The sequence below is a fragment of the Pseudomonas sp. R76 genome, assembly GCF_009834565.1.
Taxonomy (GTDB): domain Bacteria; phylum Pseudomonadota; class Gammaproteobacteria; order Pseudomonadales; family Pseudomonadaceae; genus Aquipseudomonas.
Window position 1 is genome coordinate 3,355,734 of sequence record NZ_CP019428.1, and the last position, 23,560, is coordinate 3,379,293.

The 23,560-nt window shown below is 62.3% G+C and carries 21 protein-coding genes; 9 read left to right on the forward strand and 12 right to left on the reverse strand.

The features are described 5' to 3' along the window. Positions 1 to 5: 5 nt before the first annotated feature. From PspR76_RS15175 to PspR76_RS15195, 5 genes are read right to left on the reverse strand one after another with little or no spacing between them, the layout of a single operon-like run. Positions 6 to 650 carry a tetratricopeptide repeat protein gene (locus tag PspR76_RS15175; protein WP_159956464.1) on the reverse strand — a complete coding sequence of 215 codons (645 nt, stop codon included), beginning with the start codon at positions 648 to 650 and terminating at the stop codon, positions 6 to 8. Next, the gene (locus PspR76_RS15180; RefSeq protein WP_159956465.1) at positions 647 to 1,456 is read right to left on the reverse strand and encodes an SDR family oxidoreductase; all 810 of its coding nucleotides are present in this window, start codon (positions 1,454 to 1,456) and stop codon (positions 647 to 649) included. Before PspR76_RS15180 ends, PspR76_RS15175 begins: the two co-directional genes overlap by 4 nt. Continuing rightward, positions 1,443 to 2,117, reverse strand: coding sequence for a TenA family transcriptional regulator (locus PspR76_RS15185; RefSeq protein WP_159956466.1), 675 nt, complete (start codon positions 2,115 to 2,117; stop codon positions 1,443 to 1,445). The genes PspR76_RS15180 and PspR76_RS15185 overlap by 14 nt, the downstream gene beginning before the upstream one ends. Then, positions 2,114 to 3,592, reverse strand: coding sequence for an AMP-binding protein (locus PspR76_RS15190; protein ID WP_159956467.1), 1,479 nt, complete (start codon positions 3,590 to 3,592; stop codon positions 2,114 to 2,116). Before PspR76_RS15190 ends, PspR76_RS15185 begins: the two co-directional genes overlap by 4 nt. Next, a complete protein-coding gene (locus tag PspR76_RS15195; protein ID WP_159956468.1) occupies positions 3,582 to 4,259 on the reverse strand; it encodes a thermostable hemolysin in 678 nt (225 codons plus the stop codon). The genes PspR76_RS15190 and PspR76_RS15195 overlap by 11 nt, the downstream gene beginning before the upstream one ends. A gap of 157 nt (positions 4,260 to 4,416) precedes the next feature. Between PspR76_RS15195 and PspR76_RS15200 the strand changes: the two genes are divergently transcribed. The 6 genes from PspR76_RS15200 to xylB all read left to right on the forward strand — a co-directional run bounded on the left by PspR76_RS15200 (position 4,417) and on the right by xylB (position 11,135). Continuing rightward, positions 4,417 to 4,968 (forward strand): cytochrome b, encoded by a 552-nt coding sequence (locus tag PspR76_RS15200; RefSeq protein WP_159956469.1) that lies wholly within the window; start codon positions 4,417 to 4,419, stop codon positions 4,966 to 4,968. A 182-nt stretch (positions 4,969 to 5,150) separates the two neighbouring features. After that, on the forward strand, positions 5,151 to 6,683 hold the full coding sequence (locus PspR76_RS15205) for a sugar ABC transporter ATP-binding protein (protein WP_159956470.1): 1,533 nt from the start codon (positions 5,151 to 5,153) through the stop codon (positions 6,681 to 6,683). Then, the gene (locus PspR76_RS15210) at positions 6,676 to 7,668 is read left to right on the forward strand and encodes an ABC transporter permease subunit (RefSeq protein ID WP_159956471.1); all 993 of its coding nucleotides are present in this window, start codon (positions 6,676 to 6,678) and stop codon (positions 7,666 to 7,668) included. Before PspR76_RS15205 ends, PspR76_RS15210 begins: the two co-directional genes overlap by 8 nt. Positions 7,669 to 7,702: 34 nt before the next feature. Then, complete coding sequence (locus PspR76_RS15215) at positions 7,703 to 8,635, forward strand: ABC transporter substrate-binding protein (protein WP_159956472.1); 933 nt, start codon at positions 7,703 to 7,705, stop codon at positions 8,633 to 8,635. A gap of 21 nt (positions 8,636 to 8,656) precedes the next feature. Then, positions 8,657 to 9,649, forward strand: a complete 993-nt coding sequence (locus PspR76_RS15220; RefSeq protein WP_159956474.1) for a LacI family DNA-binding transcriptional regulator — start codon at positions 8,657 to 8,659, stop codon at positions 9,647 to 9,649. 16 nt (positions 9,650 to 9,665) lie between these two features. After that, positions 9,666 to 11,135 (forward strand): xylulokinase, encoded by a 1,470-nt coding sequence (gene xylB / locus PspR76_RS15225; RefSeq protein ID WP_159956476.1) that lies wholly within the window; start codon positions 9,666 to 9,668, stop codon positions 11,133 to 11,135. Between the two features lie 326 nt (positions 11,136 to 11,461). Here xylB and PspR76_RS15230 read toward each other — a convergent pair whose 3' ends face one another. The 3 genes from PspR76_RS15230 to PspR76_RS15240 form a co-directional block, all read right to left on the reverse strand. Next, the gene (locus tag PspR76_RS15230; protein WP_159956478.1) at positions 11,462 to 11,920 is read right to left on the reverse strand and encodes an REP-associated tyrosine transposase; all 459 of its coding nucleotides are present in this window, start codon (positions 11,918 to 11,920) and stop codon (positions 11,462 to 11,464) included. 322 nt (positions 11,921 to 12,242) lie between these two features. Continuing rightward, positions 12,243 to 13,091: an NmrA family NAD(P)-binding protein gene (locus PspR76_RS15235; protein ID WP_159956480.1), complete on the reverse strand. Its 849-nt coding sequence runs from the start codon at positions 13,089 to 13,091 to the stop codon at positions 12,243 to 12,245. A 98-nt stretch (positions 13,092 to 13,189) separates the two neighbouring features. Beyond that, positions 13,190 to 13,633 carry an Lrp/AsnC family transcriptional regulator gene (locus tag PspR76_RS15240; RefSeq protein WP_159956482.1) on the reverse strand — a complete coding sequence of 148 codons (444 nt, stop codon included), beginning with the start codon at positions 13,631 to 13,633 and terminating at the stop codon, positions 13,190 to 13,192. Positions 13,634 to 13,742: 109 nt separating this feature from the next. Between PspR76_RS15240 and PspR76_RS15245 the strand changes: the two genes are divergently transcribed. Continuing rightward, entirely contained in the window at positions 13,743 to 14,648 is a 906-nt protein-coding gene (locus tag PspR76_RS15245) for a DMT family transporter (protein ID WP_159956484.1), read from the forward strand. Here the strand turns inward: PspR76_RS15245 and PspR76_RS15250 are convergent. The 3 genes from PspR76_RS15250 to fabF all read right to left on the reverse strand — a co-directional run bounded on the left by PspR76_RS15250 (position 14,626) and on the right by fabF (position 18,555). Beyond that, positions 14,626 to 16,605 (reverse strand): peptidase U32 family protein, encoded by a 1,980-nt coding sequence (locus PspR76_RS15250; RefSeq protein WP_159956486.1) that lies wholly within the window; start codon positions 16,603 to 16,605, stop codon positions 14,626 to 14,628. The genes PspR76_RS15245 and PspR76_RS15250 overlap by 23 nt on opposite strands. 229 nt (positions 16,606 to 16,834) lie before the next feature. Then, on the reverse strand, positions 16,835 to 17,215 hold the full coding sequence (locus PspR76_RS15255; RefSeq protein ID WP_071484081.1) for a RidA family protein: 381 nt from the start codon (positions 17,213 to 17,215) through the stop codon (positions 16,835 to 16,837). A 71-nt stretch (positions 17,216 to 17,286) separates the two neighbouring features. Beyond that, positions 17,287 to 18,555 (reverse strand): beta-ketoacyl-ACP synthase II, encoded by a 1,269-nt coding sequence (gene fabF / locus PspR76_RS15260; protein WP_159956488.1) that lies wholly within the window; start codon positions 18,553 to 18,555, stop codon positions 17,287 to 17,289. A 106-nt stretch (positions 18,556 to 18,661) separates the two neighbouring features. Between fabF and PspR76_RS15265 the strand changes: the two genes are divergently transcribed. Then, positions 18,662 to 19,138, forward strand: coding sequence for a winged helix-turn-helix transcriptional regulator (locus tag PspR76_RS15265; RefSeq protein ID WP_159956490.1), 477 nt, complete (start codon positions 18,662 to 18,664; stop codon positions 19,136 to 19,138). On the opposite strand, the gene PspR76_RS15270 is transcribed toward PspR76_RS15265, so the two are convergent. Continuing rightward, positions 19,139 to 20,461 carry an OprD family porin gene (locus PspR76_RS15270; protein WP_159956492.1) on the reverse strand — a complete coding sequence of 441 codons (1,323 nt, stop codon included), beginning with the start codon at positions 20,459 to 20,461 and terminating at the stop codon, positions 19,139 to 19,141. Positions 20,462 to 20,922: 461 nt separating this feature from the next. On the opposite strand from PspR76_RS15270, the gene PspR76_RS15275 reads away from it, so the two are divergent. Next, on the forward strand, positions 20,923 to 23,532 hold the full coding sequence (locus PspR76_RS15275; protein ID WP_159956494.1) for a hypothetical protein: 2,610 nt from the start codon (positions 20,923 to 20,925) through the stop codon (positions 23,530 to 23,532). The last annotated feature ends 28 nt before the right edge of the window (positions 23,533 to 23,560 follow it).

A 23,560-nucleotide genomic window follows, 5' to 3' on the forward strand; every position in this document is an offset into this window, starting at 1 on the left:
TCCTGTCAGTTGAGTTTTTTATCGATCTCGACCAGTAAGTCTTCGATCTCTTTACGGCGCCCTGTATCAGCGCTTTCCCGACCGGGCCGTGGCGCGGCCAGCAGGGCTTTGCGCAAGGCATCACGGGCTTCGCCATAACGTTTTTGCCGGTACAGGTGGTCGCCCCAGAAATACAGACTATCAATGCCCGCCGGGTTCAGTTGCAAGGCCTGTTTGAGCAGCTGTTCAGCCTTGTCGGCATCGCCAAAGCCGATCGGCCAGCCGGGGACGCGGTCATACAGCGCCGCCAGGCTGGTGTAGGCCGAGCCTTGCAAGGCCTTGGGGTCTAGCGCGAGTGCGGTCTCCAGGTCGACCTTGGCCGCCTTGACCTTGCTCAATGCGCCGAGCCCGCCTTGGGCACCGGCCCAACTGCTGCTGACAATTGCAGCCCAGATCCACGCTTCGGCGGCCTGGGGGCGGGCTTGGGTGAAAGCGTTTGCCTGGCTGGCGAGCTGTTCGAAGGCCTGGGTACGCTGGGCGTGCGGCAGGGTGTATTGAATGTGGGCCCAACGTGTCTGGATGTCGTTCAACCGTTGTTGGTCGGTGGCGTCGAGCGCCCAGGTGAGTGGGCTCAGGGCGGTAAGCAGCAGCACAACCAGGGCGCGTTTCATGGGTTGAGGTCCTTGTTCACGGGTTTATCGCTCAAGCGCCGTACCAGCGGCAGTTGCTTGCGCAAGCCACGGTCAACCAGGTTCGGCAGCAAGCTGTTGAGGCGCACAAAGAAGCGCTCCGGCCAGCCCAGGTACAGGTCGCGGCGATCCTTGGCGATTGCCTGGATCACCGCCGACGCCACGGTGTGCGGGTCGTCGACGTTGGACTTGAGGGCCGTGTTCAAGGCCTGCGCCGCCGGGCTGTTCATGCGTGTATGGGTGGCACGCGGGGCCACATACAACACACCCACCCGCGTATCGGCCAACTCCCGGCGCAACGCTTCGGAAAACCCGCGCAAGGCAAACTTGGTGGCGCAGTAAGTGGCGTAGCCTGGGTAGCCGATGGAGCCGTAGGTGGAGCCGACATTCACCACCATGGCGTTCTCGGCTTGCTTGAGCAGGGGTAACAGCAGCTTGGTCAGGCAGATCGGCGCGTTGATGTTTAACGCCAGCATGCTGTTGATTTCGTTGTCGTCCAGCTGTTCAAGCATGGCGAAGTGATTGATGCCGGCGGCGTTGATCAGCAGGTTCACACCGCCGATGGCCTCGGCGGCGGCCAGCACTTTGCGCCGGTCGGCGAGGAAGGTCAGGTCGGCGCTCACCCAACACAGTTGCTGCGGGTATTGCTCGAGCAAAGCCTCCAGCGGTCCGCGATGGCGTGACACGGCCAGCACCCGCGCCCCGCTGGCACACAAGGCGCCGGCAATCGCCAGGCCGATGCCGCCGCTGGCGCCGGTCAGTACCACGCGGGCGTCAGGCAGGCGCATGGGCTGCCTCCCCGATACGCGGCAGGCTGCGGAACATGTCGGTATACAGGGCGTACACCACTTTTGAGGCGTGGATCACGGCGGCCTGGTCGTCCGGGTCGTGCAGGCTGTTCATCAACTGGCGGTAGGTTTCCATGTGCCCGATGTCCAGGGAACCATGGGAACTGAGGTAACTGAACGCCGTGGCGGGCAGCTCCAAGCGTTCGCGAATATTGCCGGCGGCGTGAGTGGCCAGGGCGATGCTGGTGCCTTCGAGCACATTGACCATGCCGAACAGCCCCACCGGATTGCCACGGGCGATCAGGTCATAGAGGTAGCTGACCATCAGCTCGATGGGCAAACCCGGCCGCCCATCACGTACCGCATCCTTGTCGCCGCCACAGGCCTGGATGTCGTTGAGCACCCATTGCTCATGGCCGTATTCATCCTCGATGTACTCGCAGACGGCCTTGCGCAGCCATTCCAAGTGCGAGGGCAGGCGTGCGCCACAGGCCATCATCAATGGCACGGTATGCCGAACGTGGTAGTAAGCCTGGGCAAGGAATGCGCGATAGCTCTCCAGGCTCACATGGCCTTCCAGCGCATCCCGAATGATTGGCAGGCTGAACAGCGCCTGGCGTTCCTGTTGGGTGGCCTCTTGCAGCGTGTCGAAAAAGTTCACGATGGGGTTTCCTCGTTGTGTGCGGTAAACAGGTGTGCTTGATAACGCGCGACGATCGCGTCACGCCGTGGCCGGCCGTTGGCAGTGAGCAAGCCGTTGGCGGCGCTGAAGGGTTCATCCAGGCGCGTCCATCGATGCACTTGGGCGTAGTCGGGCAAGGTGCTGTTGGCCATGGCCACGGTGGCAGCCAGTTGGGCATCGGTGCAGGCGGGGCTATGGGGCCAGAGCAGCGCGTGATTCTCGGGCAGGGCTTCGCCATACACGAACGCCTGGGCGATGACGCCGTCTTGGGTCAGTTCGGCCTCGACCCAGTCCGGGTTGACGTTGCGGCCAAAGCTGGTGACGAACTGATGTTTCTTGCGGCCCTTGAGGTAGAGAAAACCGTCTGCATCGAAGGCGCCCAGATCGCCGCTGGGCCACCACTGTTCGGGTTGTGCGCTGTCGTCCAGGTAGCCCAGCAAGGTCGAGCCTTTGATCAGCACTTCATCGTCTTCGGCCAGGCGTATGTCCACGTGGGGCAGGGGCCGGCCGACGCTGCCCGGGCGCTGTGCATCGGGGTGATTCAGGCATACCACCGAGGCGCATTCCGACAGCCCGTAACCTTCAAACACCGGCATGCCCAACCGTTGTGCCCGTTGCAGCAAGGCTTTGGAGACGCGCGCGCCTCCCACCGCGGCAAAGCGCAGCCCTTGTGGGCTGAACGCCTTCTGTTCGGCGGCGATGACCAACATCAGCAGCAATTGCGGGACCAGGATCAGACTGTGGGGCTGGCGTACCGCCAGGCAACCGAGCAATTGCGCGGCGTCCACCGCACTGGCGCCCTGGATACCCAGGCTTCTCTGGCTGGGCACACTCAAGGTGGCGCCGGCACACAGCGCGGCATAGCAACCGAGGTTCTCGAGCAAAATCGCGATGGGCAACAGCGCCAAGTGGTGGCGTGGGTCAGTGGCGTGGCTGGCCTGGTGCAACTCGCGAGCCACACGCAGCACGCTGTCGGCGCTCAGGCATACGCCCTTGGGCGCCCCGGTGGTGCCGGAAGTGAATGTCACCTTGGCAGTGCCCGCAGGCATCGGAGGGCGGCCTGCAAAGGTTTTGCACCAGAAGTCGCCGCTTGGGCGGTAACCGGCGGCCAATAGCTCAGGCTCCAGGTACGGCTCGGCGATCACCCGTTCGGCGTGGCTTTGTTCAAGGCAGTGGGCGCGCTGAGCGGGGCTGAAAAACGGCGGCAGGGTCAGGCAGGTCAAGCCTTCGAACAGTATCGCCAAGTCCCAGAGCATGGCGTCGACGCCGTTGTCCAGGGCCAGGGCCACCACCTTCACGCCTTCATCGCGCAGGCGTTGCTGGCGGTAGGCAACCTCGGCAAACAGTGAGGTGTAATCCATTTTCAACGTGTCGCCCCACAGGGCGATGGCGCCGTCGTTACGCTCGGCATGGCCGCGTAGCACAGCGTGAAAGCGCCGGGTTTCAGGCGACATGGCAGGTGTCCTCAAGTGCAGTGGGCAACCCCAGGCGTGAGAACAGGCCCATGTTGCGCAAATGGATGAACCCGGCGCGGATATTGCCGACATGCACCCAGGGTTGGCTTTCGTAGTAACTGCCCCAGTGATGGCGGTCCTCGCCCAGGCGCTGCGGGTCGGCCGCGCACAGGGTGACCGGCTTCAATCCCAGGCGGTGGAAGCTGTTGACCAAGCCGATATTGCCGGTGAACGCCACCCATTCCAGGCCACCCATGGCCAGCAGCCAGGTCACCGCGATAATGCTCAGGCGCGCACTGCCGGTGTCGCTGGCGGCCAGGTTGCCGACTTCGGCGATGGCGTGGCGCGCTACCGTTTGCTCGGCGGCTGCGCTGATCAAAGGGTCGATCTGATGGTCCAGGTATCGCTCCAGAAACAGCGGTTCGGCACCCGCCAGCCGGACCCCGGCGACCGCACACAGCGCTCCTTCCGCCTGGGTGATGCCAAACAGCTGGGGCATGAAGTGACGGATATCGGCACCGTGGGCGATGCGAAAACGTTGTTGGATAAATGCCTCAAAGGCGGGGCGCTGAGGGTCGTGGGGCAGGGCAACGGCGAGGCGCATTTGTGCACTGTCGGCCTGGCCGAACAGCAGGGGCAAGGAAATCTTGCAATCGATATCGGGCATTGGCGTTAGGCCTCCCACGTGATGTTGGGAGGAGTATCAAAGGCATTTCTTAACGAAGTCTGAAGGTGGTGAAAATGATCGATTTGCCGATCTTCAGACTGCCTTAAGACTGGGCTGGCAGGTTAGCGCCACCCCTCCTGCACAAGGTCTTTATCCGATGATCCACAACCCACTGACGCAGCGCTATGCAAGACTCTCGATGACCCTGCACTGGCTGATGCTGGCGCTGTTTGTCGGCGTGTATGCCTGCATTGAAATCAAAGGCCTGCTGCCGCGAGGCAATCCACTCAAGGCACTGTTGCTGGGGGCTCACTCGCTGTTCGGAATCTCGATTTTCGTACTGGTGTGGCTGCGGTTGCTGGGGCGTCTGGCGCCGCGCCCGGCGATCCTGCCACGTCCGCCCCTGTGGCAGACGGCCGCGTCGCACCTGATGCACGCCGCGCTGTATGGCTTGATGATTGTGACGCCTTTGCTGGCCTGGCTGATGCTCAACGCCGGGGGCAAGCCAGTGGCGTATTTCGAGTTTTCACTCCCGACACTGGTGGCGCCGGACCCGGACCTCGCCCGGCAGTTCAAACACTGGCACGAGTGGCTGGGCAGCAGCGGCTATTGGTTGATCGGCCTGCATGCAGCCGCTGGGTTGTTCCACCACTACTGGGTACGCGATAACACCCTGGTGCGCATGCTGCCCAAGCGTAGCGGGCGCTGAAAGCGCGGTTGGCTGAACGCTTGCTTGCAAACGTTCAGCCAACACAGATTGATCACTTTTGCGCTTGATGAAACGTTTAACCAAACGATAAACGGCGTACGCAAGCGCTTGCGTAAGCAAATGTATCTGGCATAAAGTCGTCGGCACTCGCCTACAAAAATAATAATGCCAGGAGCTCATCCATGAGCCTTGAACCCTTGCTTGAGATGCAGGGCATCAGCAAAACCTTCAACGGTTTGCGCGTGCTCAAAAATGTTGGCCTGAAGGTCTACCCCGGTGAAATTCACGCACTGATGGGGGAGAACGGCGCCGGCAAATCGACCCTGATGAAAATCCTCTCCGGCGCTTACCAGGCCGACCCCGGCGGTGAAATCCGCATCGACGGCCAGCCCGTCGCCACCTTCGACCCTGCCACCGCCAAAACCCTCGGCATCGCCGTGATTTATCAGGAATTGAGCCTGTGCCCGAACCTGAGCGTGGCCGAGAACATCTACCTGGGCCGCGAACTGCGGCGCGGCTGGACCATCGATCGCAAGGGCATGCAAGAAGGCTGCGTCGAAGTGCTGCAACGCCTGGGCGCCGAGTTCAAACCCGCCACGCCGGTGAGCAGCCTGTCGATTGCCGAGCGCCAGTTGGTGGAAATCGCCCGCGCCCTGCATGCCCATGCCAGGATTCTGGTGATGGACGAACCAACCACGCCACTCTCATCGCGTGAGACCGACCGCCTGTTTGCGCTGATCAAGCAGCTGCGCAGCCAGGGCCTGGCGATCATCTACATCAGCCACCGCATGGCCGAAATCTACGAGTTGTCGGACCGGGTCTCGGTGCTGCGCGACGGCCAGTACATCGGCGAGCTGACCCGCGATGCGTTGTCGGCCGAAGTGTTGGTGAAAATGATGGTTGGCCGCGATCTGTCCGGTTTCTACAAGAAGGAGCACGCCGCCTATAACCCCGGCAACGTGGTGATGCGCGTGCGTGACATGGCCGATGGCAAGCGTGTGCGCCAGTGCAGTTTCGACCTGCACGCCGGTGAGGTGCTGGGCATCGCCGGGCTGGTTGGGGCAGGGCGCACCGAGCTGGCGCGGCTGATCTTCGCCGCCGACCCGCGCACCTCCGGCACGCTGGAAGTGGTCGGCAAAACCGTCACTCAGCTGCGCAACCCGGCGGATGCGATTCGTGCGGGCGTGGTGTACCTCACCGAAGACCGCAAGGCCCAGGGCCTGTTCCTGGACATGAGCGTGGCCGACAACATCAACGTCTGCGCTTGTGTGCCGGACGCGCATGCCGGTGGTGTGCTGGATCGCGGCCATGCTGCGCAGCGTTCAAATGACGCGATCAAGTCGCTGTCGATTCGCGTGGCGTCGGGCAAGGTCAATGTCGGCGCGTTGAGCGGCGGCAATCAACAAAAAGTCCTGTTGGCGCGGTTGCTGGAGGTCAAGCCGCACGTGCTGATCCTCGACGAACCGACGCGGGGCGTGGACATCGGCTCCAAGTCCGAGATCTACCGCATCATCAATCAACTGGCGCTGGCGGGGGTTGGCATCGTGGTGATTTCCAGCGAGCTGCCGGAAATCATCGGCACCTGCGACCGCGTGCTGATCATGCGCGAAGGCCAATTGGTGGCCGAAGTCGGCGGGGCTTCGGGCCACGCCATTTCCCAGGAACGCATTATTGACCTCGCCACCGGTGGCGATCAGGTGGCTGCCCATGGCTGATTCAAACAACAACGCACTGACCCTCGCACCCGTCGGCAAAGCGGAGCGCATTCGTGAACTGATGCGCACCGTCGGCATGCTGCCGGTGCTGGTATTGCTGCTGGTGGGCTTTGCCCTGGCCAGCGAAAACTTCCTCACCGTGCAGAACCTGTCGATCATCACCCAGCAGGCTTCGGTGAATGTGGTGCTGGCGGCGGGCATGACCTTTGTGATTCTCACGGCGGGCATCGATTTGTCGGTGGGTGCGATTCTGGCCGCGTCCGCCGTGGTCGCGTTGCAGGCGTCGATGTCGCCGCAGTTCGGCATGTTCGGGATTGCCGCCGGCGTTGGTTTTGGCCTGTTGCTGGGCTTGGTCAACGGAGGCTTGATTGCCTTCATGCGCCTGCCGCCGTTTATCGTCACCCTCGGCGCGCTGACCGCCATGCGTGGCCTGGCGCGGTTGCTGGCGGATGACAAAACCGTGTTCAACCCCGACCTGCCGTTTGCGTTTATCGGTAACGACTCAGTGCTGGGCGTGCCGTGGCTGGTGATCATCGCGGTGGCGGTGGTGGCGCTGTCGTGGTTCATCCTGCGCCGCACGGTGATGGGCGTGCAGATCTACTCGGTGGGCGGCAACCCTGAAGCCGCGCGGCTGTCGGGCATCAAGGTGTGGAAGGTGCTGCTGTTCGTCTACGCCATGTCCGGTGCATTGGCCGGGCTGGGTGCGGTGATGAGCGCCTCGCGCCTGTTCGCCGCCAACGGCCTGCAACTCGGGCAATCCTATGAGCTGGATGCGATTGCCGCCGTGATCCTCGGCGGCACCAGTTTTACCGGCGGCGTCGGCACCATCGGCGGCACGCTGATCGGCGCGCTGATTATCGCGGTACTCACCAACGGCCTGGTGCTGCTGGGGGTCTCGGATATCTGGCAGTACATCATCAAAGGCATTGTGATCATCGGCGCGGTGGCGCTGGATCGTTATCGCCAATCCGGCGCACGCACCTGATTTCACTCCCATAACAATCACAAGAGAGACCCGCATGAACTTCAAACGCCTGTTTCCCGTTATTGCCTTGGCTGCCGTGATGTCCAACGTTGTCGAAGCCCGAGAGCTCAAGGCCCTCGGCATCAGCATGGGCTCGCTCGGCAACCCGTATTTCGTGACCCTGGCCGACGGCGCCACGGCGCGGGCCAAGGAACTGAACCCCAACGTCAAGGTGACCTCGGTGTCGGCCGACTATGACCTGAGCAAGCAGTTTTCGCAGATTGATAACTTCATCTCGTCCAAGGTCGACCTGATCCTGCTCAACGCTGTAGACCCGTCCGCCATGGCCTCGGCGATCAAGAAAGCCCGCGATGCCGGGATCGTCGTGGTGGCGGTGGATGTGGACGCCAAGGGCGTGAACGCCACCGTGCAAACCGACAACGTCGAAGCCGGCAAGCTGGCCTGCCAGTTCCTGGTGGACAAGCTCGCGGGCAAAGGCAATGTGATTATCCAGAATGGCCCGCAAGTCACCGCCGTGACCGACCGCGTCAAAGGCTGCAAAGCCGCATTGGCCGGCGCGCCGGACATCAAGGTGCTGTCCGATGACCAGGACGGCAAAGGCTCGCGCGAAGGCGGCTTGAACGTGATGCAGGGCTATCTCACGCGCTTCCCGAAAATCGACGGCCTGTTTGCGATTAACGACCCGCAAGCGATTGGCAGTGACTTGGCGGCCAAGCAACTGAAACGCAGCGGCATCCTCATCACGTCCGTGGACGGCGCGCCGGACATCGAAAATGCGCTGAAGACCGACACGCAAATCCAGGCCTCGGCCAGCCAGGACCCGTGGGCCATGGCGCAGACCGCTGTGAATGTCGGCAATGACATTCTCAACGACAAAGCCCCGGCCGAAGCGGTTACCCTGCTCACGCCAAAACTGATCACCCGTGACAACGTCGGGACGTACAGCGGGTGGTCGAGCAAACATTGATTCATTGAAGGGGAAAGCGTCGTGGTCACCATGGATGACGTGGCAAGCAGGGCGGGTGTGTCGACGTCGACCGTGTCTCACGTGTTGAACGGCACACGCAAGGTCAGCGCGGCCACGCTGCAGGCGGTAGAGCGCGCGATTCAGGAGTTGGGTTACATCCCCAACACCCTGGCGCGCTCGCTGGCCCGTTCGAGCACCAGCACGATTGGCGTGGCGATCTCGGCGCTGTCCAACCACTACTTCAGCGAAACCGTACACGCGATAGAAACCGAGTGCGCCAAACACGGCTACATGATGCTGTTTGTCGACCCCCACGACGACCCGGAGCAGGAGCTGCGGGTGGTCACCGCGCTGCATCATCGGCGCGTCGACGGGATTTTACTGGCCCCGTCCACCGGTTCAAAAGCCCTGGAATACCTGCAGACCAATGAGATGCCGACGGTGCTGGTGGACCGCATGATGAGTGAGCAATTTGACCAGATCGGGGTGGAGAATACCCAGTCCACCGAGGCCCTGGTCGCCCATCTGATTGAACACGGGCACCGCCGCATCGGCTTTATCGCCGGGCGTGCGGGCCTGGGTACGACCGATGAGCGCGCGGCCGGTTACCGTACGGCCTTGCAGGCAGCGGGGTTGGTGTTTGATCCGCAACTGTTGGTCAACGGCGGTTCCAACAGTGAGCCTGCCCGGCAAGCGACGGCGCAGTTACTGGCATTGCCGCAGCCGCCGACCGCGATCATGGCGGGCAATAACCTGATGACTTTGGGCGCCATGCACGCCCTGCGTGACGCGCAGATTGAAGTGCCGGGGCAGATCGCCCTGGTAGGTTTCGATGATTTTGACTGGGCGGATTTTTTCGTGCCGCGCCTGACCTTGATTGCCCAGCCCGTCAAGGAACTCGGCGCCCGCGCGGTACAGATGCTGCTACAACGCATGGCCTCGCCCGGCGCGCCGGTGCAAAGCGTACGCCTGGCGCCGCGCCTGCAATACCGTAATTCATGTGGCTGTATTTGATTGGAATGACCCCCGTATGAGCAGTCCTGTTTCCCTCGGTATTGATCTGGGCACCTCCGAACTCAAGGCGATCCTCATGGACGTCGACGGCGCCGTACTTGCGCATGCGGGTGTGCGCCTGAGTGTGTCGCGGCGCCATAGCGGCTGGTCCGAACAGGCGCCGGACGACTGGTGGCAGGCGTGTTTGCAGGCGCTTGAGCAGTTGCGCGCCCATGCGGCGTTCAGTCAGGTGGCGTGTATCGGGTTGTCCGGGCAGATGCACGGCGCGGTGCTGCTCGGTGCTGACGACCGCGTGTTGTACCCGGCGATCCTGTGGGACGACTCGCGCGCTGTCGCCGAAGCGGAGCAGCTTGGGCCTGGCTTTGCCGAGGTCACCGGCAGCCTGCCCATGGCCGGGCTCACCGCGCCGAAGCTGCTGTGGCTGCAAGCGCAGGAACCCGAGGTGTTCAAGGCGATTGACTGCGTGCTGTCGCCCAAGGATTACCTGCGCTTGCGCCTGAGTGGTGAGCGCATCAGCGAGATGTCCGATGCTGCCGGCACCTTGTGGCTCGACGTGGCGCACCGCGAATGGTTTGCGCCGATGGTGCGCGCCACCGGCCTTGCGCCTGCGCAGATGCCTCGGTTGGTTGAAGGCGGTGCGGCGAGTGCGTGTTTGACGCCGAGTGTTGCTGCAAGGCTGGGCTTGTCTGCCGAGGTGGTGATTGCCGGGGGCGGCGGCGATAACCCGGTGGCTGCCGTTGGCATCGGCGCAATCAATGCCGGGGATGGATTTATCACCCTGGGCACCAGCGCGGCCATCGTCGCCATCACCGATCACGCCGCCGGCAACCCGGCCAGCGCGGTGCACAGCTTCTGCCACGCGCTGCCCAATCGCTGGTACACCATGGGCGCCATGCTGGCCGGCGCCAGTTGCCTGCGTTGGGTCACGCGGCTGACCGGCAGCCAGAACGAACAAACCCTGCTGGATCAAGTGCAGGCGCAGTTGCCGATTGGGCAGCCCGTGCCGTTGGACACACCACTGTTTTTACCCTACCTCGCGGGTGAGCGTACGCCGCATAACGACCCGTTGCTGCGCGGCGGCTTTATGAACCTGGGCCACGATTGCACCCCGGCAATGCTCGGTTATGCGGTGATGGAAGGTGTGGGGTTTGGCTTGCTCGACGCCTTGCACGCTGTGCAGTCAGCCGGCGCCAGCGTCGGTGCCTGCGCCCTGGTGGGCGGCGGCGCGCGCAGCGAATACTGGGCGCAGTTGTTGGCGAATATCCTGCAACGGCAGATTTTTACCTTGCAGGGCAGCGAATTAAGCGCCTGCATTGGCGCGGCGAAGCTGGGGTTATTGTCGATCGGGCAGGGCGCTGACTTGTTGCAGGCGGGCATGCCGGTCAAGGCGCGGTATTGGCCTGATGTGAAGCAACAGCCGGTGCTTGAGGTGCGCTATCGCAAATTCCGGGGGTTGCTGGCGGCGGCGAAGGGGCTGCACGACTGATCAGGCGTCTTGTGGTCAGCGGGCGTTTTGTAGCCACAGGGCTTAATGTGGATAGTGGGTTTCCTGTGGTGAGCGGGTTTGTTGTGGCAAACGGGCTTGTTGTGGCGAGCGGGCCTATTGTGGTGAGCGGGGCTTGTTGTGGTGAGCGGGCTTGCCCCGCGTTGGGCTGCGCAGCAGCCCAAACCAGCCACTGCGGTTTCCCAGAGGAATTGAGTCGCCAGTTTTTGGGGCCGCTTCGCGCCCCAACGCGGGGCAAGCCCGCTCGCCACAACAAGCCAGCTCGCCACGACAAGCCCCGTTCGCCACAACCGCTGTAAGCTCCGGACTCACAGCCAGGCAGCATCCCACAACGGATAATCCCCAATCTGCTCGACCAGCCCCGCCCGCAGAGGGTTGGCGATCACGTAGCGCGCCATTTTTCGCAAGTCTTCATCGGCCCGCACCGCACGGTCGTGATAGCCGCGCTGCCAGAATCGCTCCCGGCTGCCTCGGGCTCGATTGATGCTTAGCGTACTGCGCGACTTGGTCCGTCGCATCACATCGGGCAGGGTCGAGTTATGCAGATCGAACAGCCAATGGAAATGATCCGGCATGATGACCCACGCCAGTGAATTGACTTGACCCGCGTCGTGGGTGCGTTTGAATTCGGCTACCAATAACCGCCCCAGTTCAAAACGGTTGAACAAGGGTTGACGCTGATGCACCACGGCGGTAACCAGATAAGCACGCCCTGGTTCTGAGTAGCGACCACGGCGTAACCGGTGAGAGTTTGGCTGACGAGACAATCCGTTGCTCCTTGCATGGATAAGAAGCTATGACGCTAGCAGCGCCGGTGGATTGGCCGTGTTGAGTTCGGTGTCTCCATATTTCCAGGGGGCCTATTGTGGTGAGTGGGCTTCCCGTCGCGAGCGGGCTTGTTGTGGCGAGCGGGCTTGCCCCGCGTTGGGCTGCGCAGCAGCCCCAAACCAGCCACCGCGTTTTCCCAGATGAATTGAGTCGTCAGGTTTCGGGGCCGCTTCGCGCCCCAACGCGGGGCAAGCCCGCTCGCCACGACAGCCCCGCTCGCCACAGGAAGCCCGCTCGCCACATCAGGCCTGCTCCCGCGAGTTACCCGACCAGGGTGCGCAGCACGGTTTCCAGCGAGGTGGTTCCCTTCAGCACTTGATCATGCTCGAAACAGATCCAGCCTTCGTTGAATCCATCGACCATGCGCATGCGCGGCAATGGGTTTTGTGCGCCCTGGCCGCGCAGCAATGCTTCCCAGGTATCGCGCTCAACCACTTCGGCGTGTACCTCGCGGCCAAGCAGGTGTGTCAGGGTTTGGGCGATGTCGTTCGGGCTGACCCACTGGCTTTCCAACTCGACCACGCGGTGGCCGGCCCAGTCTTGTTGCAGCAACTGCGCGGCGAGTGTGCCGATGTCGGCGGTGGCAACCATTGGCACGCGCTTGTCGAGCGGTTGCAGGAAGCTATGGATCACGCCGGTGTCGCGCGCGGTGGTGACATCGTACGCAGCGTTTTCCATAAACCAGCCGGGGCGCAGGAAGGTCACGGGGATGTCCAGGGCGCTCAACGCCTGTTCCATCAATGTGCGCTGGGTCAGCAGATTCAGTTCTGTGGCTTGCGCGCCGATGGTCGACAGGCACAAGACTTTTTCCGGCGCGGCAGCCTTGAGGGCCTGGCTGACGGCTGCAATTACGTTGCGCGCTTCCGGAAAACCAGGCAGTGGGTCGAAGCCCGGCGGCGGCAGGATAAAGACGCCGGTTGCGCCCTTGAATGCCTCCGTCAGCGCTTGGGCATCTTCCATCGCGGCAAACGCGATTTCGCACCCCTGGTCCGCCCAATAAGCCGCTTTGCCGGCGTCGCGAATCACCGCGCGAACGGGAAGACCTGCGTTAAGGAGATTGCGCGCCAAGGCGCCGCCGACTTTGCCTGTGATGCCAGTAATAACGTACATGCGCTTTACACCTGTGGGTTCCAATGAGTGGAGCCCAGCATAAAGACCGGCCAGCGATGACAGAATAGCGATTGCGTCACTGCGTTAGTGACGCAAAATCACGAATCAGCCAGCGGCGGCAAACGCCGTTTGACCGGGGTTTTCTTGACGATGGCGGTGTTGGTTTCGGCGCAGGCCGTGATCCGGTCGAGCAGGGCGTCGAGGTGGTCCATGGTGCGCACATGCAGGCGCGCGATAAAGCAGTCTTCGCCGGTGACCTTGTCGCATTCGGTGAACTCGGGAATCGCCTGGATCAGGCGCTCTACCTCCTGCAACTTGCCCGGCAACGGGCGGATGCGCACGATGGCTTGCAGCAGGTAGCCGAAGTGTTTGGGGTCGATGTCGACGGTGTAGTGGGTCAGCACGCCGCGTTCTTCCAGGCGGCGCAGGCGTTCGCCGACGCTGGGCGACGAGAGCCCGGTAATGCCCGCCAGGGCCTTGAGCGACAGGCGCGAATCGTCCATCAAGGCCGCGATCAGTTGCTGGTCGATAGTGTCAATCATGCTGCCCGCCTAATAAGAAAAGGTGAATGAGGGTTTTTGCCTATTTTAGTCGCTGGAGCCGCTGACCTGCAGATTGCCATAATTGAGCCTCACTTGAGGAGCTTGCATCGTGGACACATCTATCCGTCGCGGGTCGTGGGAAATGGTCGCCGCCATGTTGATTTCGGGCACCATCGGCTGGTTTGTGCTGGTGTCGGGCGTGTCGGTGATCGAAGTGGTGTTCTGGCGCTGCGTGATCGGCGCGCTGACGCTGTTGCTGGTGTGCGCGTTGCTGGGTTACCTGCGGCTGGAACTGCTGACCTGGGCCACGCTCGGCCTGGCGATGCTCAGCGGCGTGGCCATCGTCGGTAACTGGTTGCTGTTGTTCGAATCCTATTCACGCGCGTCCATCGCCATCAGTACGGCGGTGTACAACGTGCAGCCGTTCATGTTGGTGCTGCTGGCGGCGCTGTTTCTCGGTGAGAAGATCACCGTGCAGAAACTCGCGTGGTTGAGTGTGGCGTTTCTCGGCATGTTGGCGATTGTGACTGCCCATGGCGAACAGCAAAGCGGTGGGGGTGATTACCTGGCGGGTATCGCGCTGGCCTTGGGCGCGGCGTTTTTGTATGCGATTGCGGCGTTGATCATCAAGCGTCTGAAGGAAGTGCCGCCGCACTTGATGGCGCTGATCCAGGTGACTACCGGCGCACTGTTGCTGGCGCCGTTAGTGCCTTGGAGCGGCCTCCCCACTGCAACCAATGCCTGGGCGGCGTTGGTCACGTTGGGCGTGGTGCACACCGGCCTGATGTACGTGTTGTTGTACGGGGCGATCCAGAAACTGCCGACTGCCATAACCGGCGCGCTGTCGTTTATCTACCCGATTGCGGCGATTTTTGTCGACTGGATTGCCTTTGGGCATCGCCTGGGCTGGCTGCAATGGCTGGGGGTTGCGGCGATTTTGTTGGCGGCTGCCGGGTTGCAGCGGGGCTGGTGGTGGCCCCGCTCCCCAAGGGCTAGTGCGTGCCCTGAAAGATGATACTTTCCGGGTCGAAATGACCCACGCCGCTGCCCGATTGCGGCAAGCCCAGGATGTGCCCCTTGATCTTGCCCACCACATGCATCTCGCACGGCTTGCAGTCGAACTTCAGCGTGAGTACTTCATCGCCGTGGATCAGTTGCATTGGCGCTACCTTGGTCTTGACGCCCGTCACACCCTTGGCCTGTTTAGGGCACAGGTTGAACGAGAACCGCAGGCAGTGCTTGGTGATCATCACCGGCACTTCGCCGGTTTCTTCGTGGGCTTCGAAGGCCGCGTCGATCAACTTCACGCCGTGACGGTAGTAAAAATCACGGGCTTTCTGGTTGTAGACGTTGGCCAGGAACGACAAATGCGCTTCCGGGTAAACCGGTGGCGGCGACGTCTCGGCCTTGCGCCCGCCACGCGGGTGAGCCGCGACGCGCGCGGCGGTCAGCGCCTCGATCACTTCGCGGCGCAGGGCCTTGAGCTGCGAGTTGGGGATGAAAAACGCCTGCGGCGCGTCCAGCTCGATATTCGTCGCGTGGTACTCGGTGGTGCCGAGTTGACCAAGCAGGTCGCGCAGGGTGTCGAGCGCCTGTTCCGGCTTGTTGGCCACGCCAAACGGGCCGGGCAGGGTGATGCTGGCGCTGATGCCTTCTTCGCTGGTCGCGGTGACTTGCAACTGGTCTTCACGCAAGCGTGCGACCCATGCCAAGCCAATACGGCGCTCGGCCGAGGTCTTGAGCAGGGCTTGTTGCCAGTTATGGTCGAGGTTGCGGTTCAGCGGATGGTTCGGGCGCAGCTGGTGGAGGCCGGCCGGCATTTCATTCGGCTCGACGCGGAAGCGGTAGCGCTTCTCGCCGTCTTCTTCGAACTCGCCTTTGGGTTCGGCGATATTCGCGCGGAAACCCACGACTTCGCGCTTGACCAGCACATTCAGGCCGTCGCCGTTGGACAGCGGCTCGTGAGTGACCACCTGCAAGTCGCGCTTGCCGGCTTTTTCCACCCTGCCCACCGGCAGGCCGGTGAAGGTGGGCGTGTCGAACGCGCCGATGTCGATCTTGCGGTCAGTGACGAAGTAGTCAGTGCTGCCACGGTGGAAGGTTTTTTCCGGGTCGGGCAGGAAGAAATGCGCGGTACGGCCGCTGGACGCGCGGGCCAGGTCGGGGCGGTCTTCGAGGACGTCGTCGAGGCGTTGGCGGTAATAGGCGGTGATGTTCTTCACATAGCCCATGTCCTTGTAGCGGCCTTCGATCTTGAACGAGCGCACACCGGCCTCGACCAGGGCGCGGATGTTGGCGCTCTGGTTGTTGTCTTTCATCGACAGCAGGTGTTTTTCAAAGGCCACGACGCGGCCCTGGTCATCTTTCAAGGTGTACGGCAGGCGGCAGGCCTGGGAGCAGTCGCCACGGTTGGCGCTGCGGCCATTTTGCGCGTGGGAAATATTGCACTGCCCGGAGAACGCCACGCACAGGGCGCCGTGGATAAAGAACTCGATGGCGGCATCGGTTTCGTCGGCGATGGCACGGATTTCCTGCAGGTTCAGCTCACGGGCCAAGACCAATTGCGAGAAACCGGCCTGGTCGAGAAACTTGGCGCGGCCCAGGGTGCGAATGTCGGTCTGGGTGCTGGCGTGCAGCTCGATGGGCGGAATATCCAGCTCCATCACGCCCAGGTCTTGCACGATCAGCGCATCGACACCGGCGTCGTACAGCTGATGGATCAGCTTGCGCGCAGGTTCCAGCTCGTTGTCGTGCAGGATGGTGTTGATGGTGGTGAACACGCGGGCGTGGTAACGGTGGGCGAATTCGACCAGTTGAGCGATATCGCTCACCTCGTTGCACGCATTGTGGCGGGCGCCGAAGCTCGGGCCACCGATGTAGATGGCGTCGGCGCCATGCAAGATAGCCTCGCGCGCAATGGCGACATCGCGGGCAGGGCTGAGCAATTCAAGGTGATGCTTGGGCAAGGACATAGTTTTTTTAGTCAGGCTTGTCACGGTCGAGGCGCGCATTGTAGCCGTGAAATGCCCGAGCGGCATCTACCACAGGGCTGTCAAACCTAGGGAGAAGGATTCAATGATATCCAATGTGGGAGCGGGCTTGCTCGCGAATGCGTAGTGACAGTCACTGATTGGGTGACTGACACACTGCATTCGCGAGCAAGCCCGCTCCCACATTTTGAGGTGTGTTGCCAGTGCGAACTCAGGCCTTGGCGGCCATCGCGGTGACTTCCACGCGCATGCCTTCCACGGCCAATGCAGCCACGCCAACAGCAGCACGAACCGGCCACGGTTTGGCGAAAAACCGCTTATAGACTTCATTGAATGCCGCGCGATCAGCCATGTCAGTGAGGTAGATGGTCAGGTGCATCACCCGGTCCATGGAACTGCCGGCTTTTTCCAGCGCGACTTTCAGCGCTTGCAGGGTGCATTCGCTTTGCAGGGTGATGTCGCCCAGTTCCAGGCTGCCGTCGGCGCGTGTGGGGATTTGCGTGGAGACCAGGATACCGTTGAAGCCGATCACGTCGGAGGAAATCGAATCGGCATCCGGGTCGGGGGTGTAGGACAGGTCGTGGTTGGCCATGGGCGCCTCTTGTTGGCTTAAACAGAAGGCGCACATGGTCCCCGAAAATCACGGCAGGGGCAAACCGAGGGTTACGCCCAGCGGCGGAACAGCACGCTGGCATTCACGCCGCCAAAGCCGAAGCCGTTGGACAGCGCGTATTCAATCGGCATGTGCCGCGCCGCGCCGCGCAGCATGTCCAGGCCGTCGGCGAGGGCGTCCGGGTTTTCCAGGTTCAGCGTGACGGGGGCGACCTGGTCGCGCAGGGCGAGCACGGTGAAAATTGCTTCGATGCCGCCTGCCGCGCCGAGCAAATGGCCGGTGGCGGATTTGGTCGAGCTGATGGCTGGGTGGCCACTCGCGCCGAATACCGTCTTGATGGCGGCCAGTTCGCCTTTGTCGCCCACGGGGGTCGACGTCGCATGCGCATTCAAATACTGCACCTGGGACGCCTCGATGCCCGCCTGGCGCAACGCCTGGGTCATGGCCCGACGCGCGCCATCACCGTCTTCCGGCCCGGCCGTCATGTGGTAGGCATCGGCACTGGTGCCATAACCGACCAGTTCGGCGATGGGCTGAGCGCCGCGTGCCAGCGCGTGTTCGAGTTCTTCGATGACTAGAATGCCGGCACCTTCGCCCATCACGAAGCCGTCACGTGCTTGATCGAAGGGCCGCGAGGCACGCTCAGGCGTGTCATTGAAGTCACTGGACAACGCGCGCGCCGCCGCAAAACCCGCCAGGCTGACCCGATGAATCGCCGCTTCCGCACCGCCACACACGGCCACGTCGACCTCACCGGCACGGATCATCCGCGCCGCGTCGCCAATCGCTTGCACGCCCGCCGCGCAGGCCGTTACCGGTGCGCCCAGCGGGCCTTTCAAACCGTAATTGATCGACACATGCCCGGCGGCCATGTTGCTCAGGAACGAAGGAATAGTGAACGGCGACAGGCGCCGTGGGCCTTTGCTGTCGGTGGTGCGCACGGCATCGGCAATCGCCGGGAAACCGCCGACGCCGGAGGCAATGATGGTCGCGGTGCGTTCCTGTTCTTCCGGTGTTTTCGGCGCCCAGCCCGCTTGCTTCAAGGCTTCATCCGCCGCCGCCAGGGCGAACAGAATGAAGCGGTCCATTTTGCGCTGTTCCTTGGCGGCCAACAGGCGATCAGGGTCAAACCCGGCTTCAGGGTCTTGCAGCAGGCTTTGCACCTGGCCGCCGATGCTTACCGCCAGGTCACCAATCAACTCTTCCGGCAGGCGGCGGATCCCCGACTGCCCGTTCAACAGGCGTTGCCAGGTGGATTCCACACTGGCACCCAGCGGCGTCAGCGCGCCCATGCCTGTCACGACGATACGTTTACTCATGATCAATCGACTCCGGTTGCTTGAGGGATACACAGCTGTGGACGTCACTATCATGATGAAAGTAACATGGCGTCACACAACTTTGTACTGCCACACAGGAACCGCCATGCAACGTAAGTCCCTTGTCAGCGACGAATGCCCCATCGCCCGTAGCCTTGAGCGCGTAGGCGAGTGGTGGAGCATGTTGATCATGCGCGACGCCTTGCATGGCCTGCGCCGCTTCGATGAGTTCTCGCGCAGCCTGGGCATTGCGCCGAACATGTTGACGCGTCGTTTGAATGGCCTGGTCGAGGCCGGGATGCTTGAGCGCCGCGCCTACAGCGAGCGGCCGCCACGCTACGAATACGTGCCGACGCCCAAGGGCGAGGACTTTCGCATGGTGCTGATGGCGTTGGTGGCGTGGGGCAATCGGCATTACGCCGAAGAGGGCACCAGTGTCGAGGTGGTGGAGCGCGAGACGGGGCTGCCGGTGCAGCCGATGATGGCCACCGCCGCAGGCGCCTTGGTGGCGTTGGACGAGTGCGTGGTGCAGGCCGGTCCAGCCGCCAGCGCAGGCATGCGCCAACGGCTGAACCCGGCGTGATTACAGCAGGGTGAACGGGTAGTCGACGATCAGCCGCAGCTCGTTCAACTTGCCATCGCGCTGGTCGGCGTTCGACGACACCATCGCGTCACGCACGCGCAGCGACAGGTTTTTCGCCGGGCCGCTTTGCAACACGTATTTGGCTTCCACATCGGTCTCGTGGTGGTCGCCATCGGCACCGTAGTCGCCGACATAGGCGCTGTTGGCCGGGGTGTGGGTGCCGTTGATGTCCGAGCCGTTGACGTAGCGGGTCATGAAGCTCAAGCCCGGCACGCCATAGCTGGCCATGTTCAGGTCATAGCGAATGCCCCAGGACTGTTCGCCCGGGCCGTTGAAGTCGCCCCACTGAATCGAGTTGGCCAGCAACACCGAGTCGCCGCCTTCGCCCGCGCCGTTGTTGCCGGTGCCGATGTAGTCGAACGGCGTATCGCCATGCACTTTCTGGAACGACAGCGTCAAGGTGTGGGCCGCCAGGAACGAGTAGGCCGCCGCCACCGAATAGGTGGTGTTGTTGATCGCCCCGGCCTTGGCGCTGCCGGTGTCAAGGGTGCGGTACAGGTTGCCGTCCAGCGCCAGTGACTGGTCATGGCCCAGCGGCAACACGTAGTTGAGGTTGGTGTAGTACTGGCGCCAGATATCTTCCAGTTCACCGGCGTACAGGGTCGCGCTCAATGACGGCGTGAAGGTGTATTTGCCGCCGATGAAACTCGCGCTGTTGGCCGCGACGTTGGCGTAGGTGGCGTAGATATCGTGGTCATGGTTGCTGGTCATGCCGCTGTTGGTGCTGGTGAAGTGCCCGGCTTCCAGGTCCAGGCCGGCGATTTCGCTGCTGGTCAGGTCAAAGCCGGTGGCGGTCTGCGGCAAAATACGCGTGCCGCCGGTGGCGAAGACCGGGGCGGTTGGCTGCATGTCCCCGAATTTCAGCTCGGTCTTGGAGACCTTGATTTTCACCGCCGCGCCCACTGAGCCGTAGCCGTTTTCCGGGTCGCCATGGCGGTCGGTCGGCAGGTCGCCGGTGCCGGCATCGGCGTGGGTAGCGTCCAGTTTCATCGCGCCATAGGCGTAGGCGTCCACGCCAAAACCAATGGTGCCCTGGGTAAAGCCCGAGGCGTAATTGAGCATCGCGCCTTGGGTCCAGTCGCGATTGTCAGCCTTGCCGCTTTGACGGTCGCGGTCGAAGTAATAGTTGCGCAACAGTCCGGTCACGCTGCTGCCCTCGATAAAGCCTTTGGAATCGGCCTGGTCGGTGACGGACTCGGCCAACGCCATTTGGCTGACGCTGGCGCACACCGCCAGTGTTAACAGGCTCCACTGTTTGATCATGTTGTTACTTCCCCGGAATAATTAACGCGTGCACGGAAACACCGCAATTGTTGAAATGGCGCAGCAGTTTTGTTGGCAGGGTTTTCAGTGAGCGTAATGCCGTTTTTATTGTGCTCGACGAGCTTGTCGAGGCTGATTTTTAGCATATTTTTCGCGGGCTGCAGCGCAGTTGCGGATTAAACTCGATTAATTAAACTTCACCTCTTTTAATGTTTCGCAGGTGTAGCGTGGGCAGGGTCTTAGCCGCTCTGCTTCGACAAAAACCTTTGGTTTGCCGCCGCAGGCTCTGCGGCGGATTTTTTAGATTTAGTTAAATAAACGTATATAAATAGGTAAGCCTTTAAATTGCCATTAAGTAATGGCGATATGCTTCTGCTTGTCGCAATTATTTGTTTGTAACAAGACTGTTGCACTTGCCCGCCAATAATCCCGTCTCCCATGCCACATCAAGGAGACAGGTCATGCAGGTCAACCCGGTCGACAGCACACCCAAAGCGGGCGAAAACGCCAACTGGAACAAGGCGGTGTCCAGGGCGGTAGACAATCAGCCCGGCGACAACCGCCTCGGGCCTGATACAAAACGGCCCCAAGGCGACTTTCGCAGCGCGCAGCAAATCATCGACGACAACCCCCTGCTGAAAAACCTGGGCAACCAGAGTGGCGTGAAAGACACATTGCGTGAGCGCGTGGGCGATTTCGAGCATGACCCCGACGCGGCCTACCGCGCCAGCAGGGTGCTGGAGCACATCGAAAAGCTCGACGAAAACGGCAAACCCACGGTTAAACGCGCAGAGCTGAACGACGCCGGCAACGGCAAGGTCGGCGGGTTTACCAAAGGCGGTGATGCGCGCCACGGCACGGAAGCCGGGCGCCTGCAGGATTTTGGCAAATACGGCTGGGACACCCTCAAAGGCGAGCTACCCGTCACCCCACCCAAGGCCGCGCCCAAGGGCGACGCACCGTCCAATCATTTGCCACTGCCCGGCGAAGGGCGCCCGTTGGGCGATACCCGCAGCGCGCAACAGATCATCGATGACAACCCCTTGCTGAAAAACCTCGGCAACCAGAGCGGGGTCAAGGACAAGCTGCGCGAGCGCGTCGGCGATTTCGAGCACGACCCCGATGCCGCCTGGCGTGCGGCGCAGGTGCTCAACTATGTCGAAAACTACGACGAGACCGGCAAGCACATTGACGGTGGCAACGTCGGCAATGGTCGCATCGACGGTTTCACCAAAGACGGCGAAGCCCGCCACGGCACAGAAGCGGGGCGCCTGCAGGACTTCGGCAAATATGGCTACGACAACCTCAAGGGCCTGGATGGCAAAAGCGCCGACGACCAGATCAAAGACTTGAACGCCAAGGCCACCGAGGACGCGGTCAAGGCGGCCGGCGGTGACGCTTCCAAGGTCGGTGCCGACTATTTTGCCGGCGGCCACAGCAGCGCCAGCGGCGCGGACAAAACCGCGGCGATCATCCAACTATCCACGGGCCTGGCCAACTACAAGGCCGGTGCGGATGCGTTCGCGCACCAGGGGCCGGATGCCGCCAATGAGTGGTCGGGTGACGGCAAGTCGCCGGGCCAGCAGCGCGAAGATTTCATCAAGGACGTGCAGAGCCGCATCGACACGCTCAGCAAAGACCCGGATGTGCAGCAGTTCCTCAACACCCAGGGCACCGAACAACTGCAGAAAACCGTCGCCGCCGACCCGGCCCTGAAAGCCGAGATGGAGCGCCGCCTGCAGGCGTCATCGAGCACCGATGCGCTGGAAAGTGCCTTTGCGGTCAAGGGCGCCAGCACCACTGATGCGTTGTCGAGCTTTATCAAGTACCCGGACTTCTACGCCCAGGCGCTCGGCAAGCAACCCGACTACAAGAAAGCCCTGGAAAACGCCCCGCAGGCGATCAAGGACAAGGTCAAGGCCGAGTACGCCGACATCACCTCCGGCAAGCAAATCAACGACCTCATTGCCAGCGGCGTACCGGCAGACAAGGCGGTGATTCAATCCGGGGTAAACAAAGCCATCTTCGACGCGGTGCTCGACGACAAAACCGTGCAGGCGGGCAGCTCGAGCTTCAACGACGTCGCCGCCAAGCTCGGGCGCGAGGACCTGCTTAAAGGCCAGTCCATCGACGACTTCTACCGTGGCCTCGGCGTGACCGGCGCCAATGACCCGCGCCTTGAGCAAGTGATCAACGACAACATCGCCGCGTTCACCGCGCCCGGCGAAGCACCGCCGAAAACCGCCGACATCATCAGCGGCATTCGTGCGGTGGAAGACGCCATGCGCGGCGGCGCCAAGTTCGATGACGCGATCAAGAAAGTCCAAAGCAGTTGGGGCGGCAAGCTGCCCGCTGGAGTCAGCGCCACGTACAAAGCCGGGGTGATGCATGGCGTGTCTGGCGTGTTGCTGGCAGGCGCCATCGGCACGCGCATTGCCGGCGGCAAGGGCGGCAGCACCGCGCAAACGGTGGGGCAGTCGTTCCAGGCGGCCGGGCTGTTTATGGAAGGCGGCGCCAAGTTTGTCCAGGACCAGTTCGACCGCACCCAACAAGGCACCTACAAGTTTGATGCACCCAAGTATGTGAAAGACGTGGAGAACGTCGGCAAGAGCCTGGGCGGCGTAGCGGGCAACGTGTTGGGGCTGGTCACCGGGGCAATTTCGGCGAAGAACTCGGCGCAAAGTGGCGACAAGGTCGGGGCCGGCTTCCAGGGCACCTTTGCCGGGCTCAATGGCTTGTCAGCCGTGGCCGGTATGGTGGAAGTCGCGACCTACGTGGTGCCGCGCATTACCACCGTGGCCGCAGGCGTTGCGGAGGCGGCGGGCGTCATTGGTGGCGCGGCGGGTGCCTTGGCCGGTGCGGTGGGCGGAATCGCGGCCGTCGGCGGCTTGATCTACGCGATCATTGCCGACATCAAGGCCGACAATGCGCGCAAGAAACAGCAGGAGGATTGGTACAAAGGGCTCACCGATCAACTCAATGGCTTCGGCGTCACGCCGCCGCCACTGGAGGTGATTATTGCGCCGAAAAATGGCTATGTGGACGTGGGTAATCCCAGCGCCAATTACTGACTGAGGTCGGCGGCCAGTCGGAACTGGC